Below are 1641 nucleotides of genomic sequence, written 5' to 3'. Positions count from 1 at the left end.
TGGACCTATTGATTAAGAGTCAACTGCTCTACCAACTGAGCTAACAGCCCTGAAACTTCGAGGTGAATTCTACACTACATTGAGTGTCTTACGCACCTGCCCAAAACACCGGGCTTACATAAAAAGAGAAAGCCGCTGGATTGCTCCAACGGCTTTCTTGATTTGGTGGGCTGTCAAGGATTCGAACCTTGGACCTATTGATTAAGAGTCAACTGCTCTACCAACTGAGCTAACAGCCCTGAAAATCAGGAGGCGAATAATGCCGCAACCTGGTTTTTATTGCAAGCCCGGATTTCACTCCGAAGCCCTGAAACAGTGGGGTGGCTGAGGGGATTCGAACCCCCGACCACCGGAATCACAATCCGGTACTCTAACCAACTGAGCTACAGCCACCACTGAAACCTTACTCACCTACCGCTTGCACCTGATGGCGCGCCCGACAGGAATCGAACCTGTAACCGCCGGCTTAGAAGGCCGGTGCTCTATCCAGTTGAGCTACGGGCGCTCTGACCGGATTGTCGCACTCCAACACGCGCTTGGTGCGTTGGATGGTCGGGGTAGAGGGATTCGAACCCCCGACATCCTGCTCCCAAAGCAGGCGCGCTACCAGACTGCGCTATACCCCGGCGGTGAATCTCTCCGATGCCCCGGAAAGGTCGGCTATTGTGGGAAGAACGCGCCTGTCTGTCAACGGTAAATTTCATTTTGTTTAATTTGGGTATGCTGGCATCCGTTTCCCGCCCACTTCATAGCAACGGAGCATTGCATGCGCAGCGGCAACCCTGCCCTTTCCGAATCCACCTTCCTCGACCTTGGCAGCGGCAGCGTGGTGTCACGCGGCGCCGATGCGATGACCATCAACGGCACCGTCAACAAGACCGGCTTCCTGCTGCTGCTCGCCGCATTGACCGCAGCGTTCGCATGGAACGGCACCATCGGCGACAGCGGCGAGTTGCTGCCGGCAGCCAAGTTCTACATGTGGGGCGGCCTGATCGTCGGCTTCATCCTGTCGCTGGTGACCATCTTCAAGAAGACCTGGGCACCGGTCAGCGCGCCGTTGTATGCGCTGGCCGAGGGCCTGTTCCTTGGTTCGATCTCGGCGATCTATGAAGTGCGTTTCAACGGCATCGTGTTCCAGGCCGTGCTGCTGACCTTCGGCACGCTGTTCGCGCTGCTGTTCGCCTACCGCAGCGGCCTGATCAAGGCCACCGAGAACTTCAAGCTCGGCGTAGTCGCGGCCACCGGCGGCATCGCCCTGGTGTACCTGGCCACCATCGTGCTGGGCCTGTTCAACATCAACATCCCCTATATCCACGGCTCGGGCCTGATCGGCATTGGCTTCAGCCTGTTCGTGGTGGTGATTGCCGCGCTGAACCTGGTGCTGGATTTCGACTTCATCGAAAGCGGCGTGGAAGCCGGCGCTCCGAAGTACATGGAGTGGTACGGCGCGTTCGGGCTGATGGTCACCTTGGTGTGGCTGTACATCGAGTTCCTGCGCCTGCTGTCGAAGCTGCAGTCGCGCAACTGAGGCAGCTGCGGCAGGTTGCATGCAAAGGGCGCCCATTGGGCGCCCTTTGTTGTTTGTAGTGCCGAGCCATGCTCGGCAGAGGCGTTATCGGTAATGCCACAGCCGAGCATGGC

1 protein-coding gene and 5 tRNA genes (1 of these 6 only partly in view) are annotated in these 1641 nt (G+C 58.1%); 1 reads left to right on the top strand and 5 read right to left on the bottom strand.

Annotation, left to right across the window (positions count from 1 at the left end):
- The 5 genes from RT131_RS16150 to RT131_RS16130 all read right to left on the bottom strand — a co-directional run.
- A tRNA-Lys gene (locus RT131_RS16150) sits at positions 1-50 on the bottom strand (it extends 126 nt beyond the left edge of the window).
- A gap of 113 nt (positions 51-163) precedes the next feature.
- Positions 164-239 (bottom strand) — tRNA-Lys (locus RT131_RS16145).
- Between the two features lie 77 nt (positions 240-316).
- Positions 317-393 (bottom strand) — tRNA-His (locus RT131_RS16140).
- Between the two features lie 35 nt (positions 394-428).
- Positions 429-505 (bottom strand) — tRNA-Arg (locus tag RT131_RS16135).
- Positions 506-549: 44 nt separating this feature from the next.
- Positions 550-626: transfer RNA gene (locus RT131_RS16130), tRNA-Pro, on the bottom strand.
- Between the two features lie 140 nt (positions 627-766).
- Between RT131_RS16130 and RT131_RS16125 the strand changes: the two genes are divergently transcribed.
- The gene (locus tag RT131_RS16125; RefSeq protein WP_313173800.1) at positions 767-1528 is read left to right on the top strand and encodes a Bax inhibitor-1/YccA family protein; all 762 of its coding nucleotides are present in this window, start codon (positions 767-769) and stop codon (positions 1526-1528) included.
- Positions 1529-1641 lie beyond the last annotated feature (113 nt).

It is taken from the genome of Stenotrophomonas sp., assembly GCF_032066555.1.
GTDB lineage: Bacteria > Pseudomonadota > Gammaproteobacteria > Xanthomonadales > Xanthomonadaceae > Stenotrophomonas.
The sequence above is the reverse complement of the archived record's forward strand: the minus strand, read 5'-3'. Positions and strand labels throughout refer to the sequence as shown.

Coding starts and splice junctions, on each gene's coding strand:
- RT131_RS16125 (WP_313173800.1), top strand. CDS start 767: ATGCGCAGCGGCAACCCTGCCCTTTCCGAATCCACCTTCCTCGACCTT.